Source organism: Ewingella americana ATCC 33852 (genome assembly GCF_000735345.1).
GTDB classification, from domain to species: domain Bacteria; phylum Pseudomonadota; class Gammaproteobacteria; order Enterobacterales; family Enterobacteriaceae; genus Ewingella; species Ewingella americana.
In genome coordinates, this window is record NZ_JMPJ01000030.1 from 1 (window position 1) to 5,730 (window position 5,730).

5 protein-coding genes are annotated in these 5,730 nt (G+C 52.8%); all 5 read left to right on the top strand.

The window, feature by feature from the left end:
- On the top strand, positions 1 to 238 hold a 238-nt coding region (locus GEAM_RS23335; protein ID WP_034788825.1), incomplete at its 5' end, for a hypothetical protein.
- A 12-nt stretch (positions 239 to 250) separates the two neighbouring features.
- Positions 251 to 592, top strand: coding sequence for a zinc ribbon domain-containing protein YjdM (locus GEAM_RS04515; RefSeq protein WP_034788828.1), 342 nt, complete (start codon positions 251 to 253; stop codon positions 590 to 592).
- A 112-nt stretch (positions 593 to 704) separates the two neighbouring features.
- Positions 705 to 2,567 carry a M3 family metallopeptidase gene (locus tag GEAM_RS04520; protein WP_034788832.1) on the top strand — a complete coding sequence of 621 codons (1,863 nt, stop codon included), beginning with the start codon at positions 705 to 707 and terminating at the stop codon, positions 2,565 to 2,567.
- 172 nt (positions 2,568 to 2,739) lie between these two features.
- Positions 2,740 to 3,708, top strand: a complete 969-nt coding sequence (rlmF, locus tag GEAM_RS04525) for a 23S rRNA (adenine(1618)-N(6))-methyltransferase RlmF (protein ID WP_034788834.1) — start codon at positions 2,740 to 2,742, stop codon at positions 3,706 to 3,708.
- A gap of 327 nt (positions 3,709 to 4,035) precedes the next feature.
- Positions 4,036 to 5,331 (top strand): methyl-accepting chemotaxis protein, encoded by a 1,296-nt coding sequence (locus GEAM_RS04530; RefSeq protein ID WP_034788836.1) that lies wholly within the window; start codon positions 4,036 to 4,038, stop codon positions 5,329 to 5,331.
- The last annotated feature ends 399 nt before the right edge of the window (positions 5,332 to 5,730 follow it).

Here is a 5,730-nt window from a genome sequence, read left to right on the forward strand (position 1 = left end):
CAGTAAAGAGCCGGGGATTCTCAAGGGGCGCGGCGATAGGCGCCCCTTGAGGCCGGTGTGGCGGCAGCGCACGACCTTGACTTTAAGGCCAGTTTACACAGCAACGCAATGTATTGAATTTGAAATTAAAAACCCCCTTTTTACCTCCCAGTCTACCCACGCCCCTCGCAAAGAGGTAAAATACTCGTTATTAATCATTTCTCTTATGATTTTACTCATTTTTTTAAAAATACTTTAACGAGATAAATACATGGAAAAGTTACCAAATTGCCCGGCTTGTAGCTCTGAATTTACATGGCAGGACGGCGCGATGCTCAATTGCCCTGAATGTGGACATGTTTGGTCATTGGAAGGGGATACCGATACTCAGGATGACGCGTTGGTGGTGGTTGATGCCAATGGCAACACGCTGGTCGACGGCGACTCGGTGACCGTGATTAAAGATCTCAAAGTCAAAGGCAGCTCGTCGATGCTTAAGATTGGCACCAAAGTTAAAAGCATCCGTTTGTGCGAAGGTGACCACAATATCGACTGCAAAATCGACGGCTTTGGTCAAATGAAGCTCAAATCCGAATTCGTAAAGAAAAACTAAGCTTTCCTGCCTCACATCCTCGTAACAATCGCGGTTCTCTCATGTCGACAGAACCGCCGTCTAAACATACACTCAATGCATAATCTCGTTACCTATCAATAGAGAAGACTGCATGAAAAAGGCTCAAGATTACTTTAATGCCCTAAATCACGATTATCTGCGGGTGCACAAGGCCAAAGAAGAACTTTTCTGGCAGAACTACATGGGGACTGGCGACGAGAACGTGTCGGCAGACTTCGCGGCAGCTGAGACTGCCCACAAACGTTTTATCTCTGAATCCAGCCGTTTGGGTGAACTGCGCGAGCACATTGCCTCGCTGGAAAAACTGACTCTCGACGAAGAGGGCAAGGCGCTGCTGCACGGCCTTCAGGGCTGGTATCGCTTCTTTGACTGCAACACCATTGAAGACCCACAGGCGCAGGCGCTGCTGGATGAAATCATTCAGGCCGAATCCGCGCTGTTCGCCAAGCGCAAAGCGCACCGCCTGACCCATATCAATGCCAAAGGCGAGCGGGTGAATGCTTCTCTCGGCGAGCTGTTGACCAATCAGGCCAACAATGAAAACGAGGCTTACCGCCGCAGCTCCCAGACCGCGCTGCGCGAGTTGGAAGAGTGGCTGCTGCACAACGGCTTCCCGGAGCTGGTCGGGCTGCGTAACCGTTTTGCGCGCCAGTTGGGCTACCGCAACTATTTCGATTATAAGGTGAACAAAACCGAGCGCATGACGCCGGAACAGCTGTTCGCCATTCTGGATCGCTTCGAAGAGCAGACCCGCGAAGGCAACGTGCGCAGCCTGAATGAGCTGGTGGCGCGTAAAGGCGATGGTGCCTTGCTGCCGTGGAACATTCGTTTTGCCAGCGCGGGTGACGTCACTCGCCAGCTTGACCCTTACTTCCCGTTTGCCGACTCGCTGCGCCGCTGGATTGACAGCTTTAAACGCCTGCATATCGACTTCCAAGGCGCAGAAATGCAGCTCGACCTGCTGGTGCGCGAAGGCAAGTATGAAAACGGCTTTATGCACAGCCCGGTGCCCACTTTCTATGACAACGGCGACTGGGTTTCCGGCGTGATTAACTTCACCAGCCTCGCCAAGCCAGACCAAGTGGGCAGCGGCAGTAGCGGCCTGAATACCCTGTTCCACGAGGGCGGCCACGCGGCGCATTTCGCTAATATTCGCCAGAATGCGCCGTGCTTCTCGCAAGAGTTCCCGCCGACGTCTATGGCTTACGCCGAAACCCAGTCCATGTTCTGCGACAGCCTGTTGGAAGATGCCGACTGGCTGAAGCGTTATGCGAAGAATGCTCAGGGCGAATCGGTGCCGGATACGCTGATCCACGACAGCATCGCGGCCCGCCAGCCAATGCGTGCCTTCAATGAGCGCCACATCCTGCTGGTGCCGTATTTCGAATGGCAGCTCTATCAGTGGCCGGACGAAAAACGCACTCCAGAAGCGATTCTGGCGCTGGCGCGTGATGTCGAAACTCACATTCTGGGCGTCACCGGCAGCCCGCGGCCAACCATGGCTATTCCTCATTTGTTATCAATGGAATCTGCCTGTTCCTATCAGGGCTACCTGTTGGCGCTGATGGCCGTCGAGCAGACTCGCGCCTTCTTCCTTAAACGCGATGGTTATCTGACCGATAACCCGGCCATCGGCCCGGATTTAGCCAAGCACTACTGGACGCCGGGCAACAGCATTAGCCATGACGAAACCTTGCGTAACCTGACCGGCGAGGGCTTCAACCCGGATTATCTGGCCGAAGCTTGCAACCAAACCGTGGCGGCGGCGTGGGAAGAGGCGCAGCAAACCATGAAAGCGGCGGCGCAGCGTGAACAGCCTGCGGCGGATTTCGACCTCAATGCGCACATCCGTGTGGTAGACGGCAAACGCGTGTTAGCGGATAGCGCCGACGGCGACGAAGCCATGTGTCAGGACTTTGCCGATTTCGTGCAACAGACCTATTTTCATAAGTAAGGCGTCGCGATAAACAACCGCCATCGGTCGCTGGGCCAATAGCGGTTTTTTTACGTCCGGCAGAGGGGGGCAGTTTGTGGTATCTTACGCGCCAGAAATTTTTAATCCTTTGTGAAAGCCATTCGTTTTCAGAAATAGTTCGTTTATCAAACAATACCGGAGAGTCATTCAGGTGGAACAAAAGAAAATCTTCCCGCAGGAAAAAAGCGGCCTGCACCCGCGTAACCGCCACCGTAGCCGCTATGACTTCCCGGCCCTGATTGCCAGCAGCCCGGAGCTTGGCCCGTTCGTTTCTGAAAACAAATGGGGCGATTTGTCAGTAGACTTCGCCGACCCGCAGGCTGTAAAAGCGCTCAACCGCGCGCTGCTGCGTCACTTCTATCAGATTGAAAACTGGGACATTCCGGCAGATTATCTCTGCCCGCCAATCCCCGGCCGTGCTGATTACATTCACCATTTGGCTGACCTGCTGGCGAGCAGCAACAATGGCGAAATCCCGAAAGGCAAAGATCTGGCAATTCTGGATATCGGCGTGGGTGCTAACTGCATTTACCCAATCATCGGTCTGCGCGAATATGGCTGGCGTTTCACTGCCAGTGAGATTGACGCCACTTCGATGGCCGCCGCGAAGAAGATTGTTGCGACCAACCCGCTGCTGACCAACCAAGTGCGTTTCCGCTTGCAGTCGAAGCCGCAGCGCATTTTCGACACCATTATTCGTCACGATGAGCGCTACGACGCCGTGCTGTGCAATCCGCCATTCCACGGTTCCGCGGAAGAAGCGGCAGGCAGCAGCCAGCGCAAACGCCAAAATCTTGGCCTCGATCGCCGTGCAGGAAGCAAAGCCGAACTGAACTTCGGCGGCCAGCACAATGAGCTGTGGTGCGAAGGGGGTGAAGAAGCTTTCGTGGTTCGCATGGCCGAAGAGAGCGCCGAGAAGCGCACTAACTGCCTGTGGTTCACCGTTTTAGTGTCGAAGAAAACCACCTTGCCGCTGCTGTATGAAGCCTTGGAAGAGCTGGAAGCGACGGAGGTTCGCACCGTAGAAATGACCCAAGGCAATAAAATTAGCCGCTTCGTGGCTTGGACTTTCCTCACTCCTTGGCAGCAAAAAAGTTGGGCAGGGAAGCGTTGGGGCTAATCTAACACCTTGTTTCTCCCCCGCATTTAATTAGCCTGAGAGGTATAAATATCTCAGGCTAAAAAAAATCCTAACGACCCCCTTCCTTTTTTAGTAGTTTAAATTATGATTAATTCACAATAAGAAAAGTTCACTTTGTCACCAGTGAAATTATTCATCGCGTAAACTTTTTTTGATTTTTTTACTTTTATTATCTTTTCTAGCAGCCTTCAAATACACCGACCCAGGGTTAAGCTAAATTTTTAAATTTACAATCTTTGTAGATTTAAATAGTTAGCGCACGTGTTATTCCCTTATTCACGTTATCAGCCACAGGGTCACTGCACTATGCAACTTTTCACTCATCAATTCAGCACGGCATGGCGTGATAAATTCTCTGCTCTCTCGCAAGCAGTTCCGATGATCGTGTTTACACCGCAAGGCATCGTTACTGAGGCAAATAACCTATTTCTCAGTACCATAGGTTATACCCGCGATGAGGTGGTAGGGCAGCCCCACAAGATATTCTGCACCCCGGAGTTCGTTGCCAGTGATGCTTACCGGCTGCACTGGCAAGGGCTACAGCAGGGCAAATCCGTTAGCGGCAATATTAAGCGTTTGCACAAAAACGGTTCACTTATTTGGTTAGAAGCGACATACGTCCCAGTTTTAAATAAACAAGGGAAGGTGGTCGAGATAATTAAAATAGCCAGCGATGTGACTGATCGTATTAATGAATCGCACGATCATCATGGCTTATTAGAAGCAATCGACCGTTCCATGGCTTTGATAACCTTTACCCCTGAAGGCAATATTCTTTCCGCCAACGCCAACTTTATAAAAGTCATGGGATATTCACTGAATCATATTCAGGGAAAGTCCCACGCGATGTTTTGTATGCCCGAGTGGCGAGACTCCAACGATTACCGTTCCCACTGGCAGCGCCTGAAAAACGGTGAGTTTATCCTCGGCCGTTTCGAGCGAGTGAACAGCCGTGGGCAGAGCGTATGGTTGGAAGCCAGCTACAATCCGGTGATGGATGATGAAGGCAAAGTGGTGAAGGTGGTGAAAATCGCCCAAGACATCACGGTGCAAATGAACCAGCAGCGCCAGCAGGAAAATATGATGACTCACGTCCACGAGTTGTCACTGAATACTGATAAAACGGCGGCGCAGGGCGTGACTATCGTGCAAAAAGCCGTAGAGGATATGCAAGAAGTTGAAGCACTTGCCAAGCGCACGGCGGACATTATCAGCCAGCTGGGCCAAACCTCAGAACGCATCGGTGAGATGGTCGATACCATACGCCGGATCTCTTCCCAGACCAACTTATTGGCGATTAACGCCACCATCGAAGCTGCCCACGCCGGGGAACAGGGCCGCGGATTCGCCGTAGTAGCTGGCGAAGTCCGCTCGCTTGCCGACCAATCACGCAAAGCCGCCGTAGAGATTGACCAACTCACCCAAAGCATCCGCGACGGCGTGATGGCCGCCATCGACGGCATGGGCAACTGCGTTAATCGCGCAGGCGGCGGAGTCACGCTAAGCCGCAACGCTGGGGAGGTGATTAATCAGGTGAATCTCGGCATGCAGGATTTGGTGAGGATGATGGCGGGAGTGGGGGCAAGCCCCAAAGCCCCTTAATGGCTTGTGTTGCCACGCGAACAGGTCTTTTAGTTCAAGTTCAAGTTCAAGTTCAAGTTCGTGGGCGTCGGCCCACACCGACCAAGGGAGGCGTAAACGCGCCTCCCTTGGAACCCTGCGTTTTTTCAGCTGCGTGATCGAGGCTTCGCAGGGTCAGAATGGCCGTGTTTCAGCGGCCACTGTGATCGTCGCGAAGAGCCGCCGCTTAGGCGGTTCCCTCAGTTCGGGCTTCGAGCCATAGGTCTCGAACCACTCCCTCGGCGTCACATCTGAACGCGACCTACTGGCTTCTCAACCGTACCTTTTCAGTGGGTTAGCTTGGTTTTCTCCTTCTCCTCTCAGAGGAGAAGGCAGGGATGAGGAGTGGTTTAAAACCGTGCTCAATGCAGCCAACCCCAC

Excerpts from the sequence above, each read along its gene's own strand:
- GEAM_RS04515 (WP_034788828.1), top strand. The coding sequence starts at position 251 with ATGGAAAAGTTACCAAATTGCCCGGCTTGTAGCTCTGAATTTACATGG.
- GEAM_RS04520 (WP_034788832.1), top strand. The coding sequence starts at position 705 with ATGAAAAAGGCTCAAGATTACTTTAATGCCCTAAATCACGATTATCTG.
- GEAM_RS04530 (WP_034788836.1), top strand. The coding sequence starts at position 4,036 with ATGCAACTTTTCACTCATCAATTCAGCACGGCATGGCGTGATAAATTC.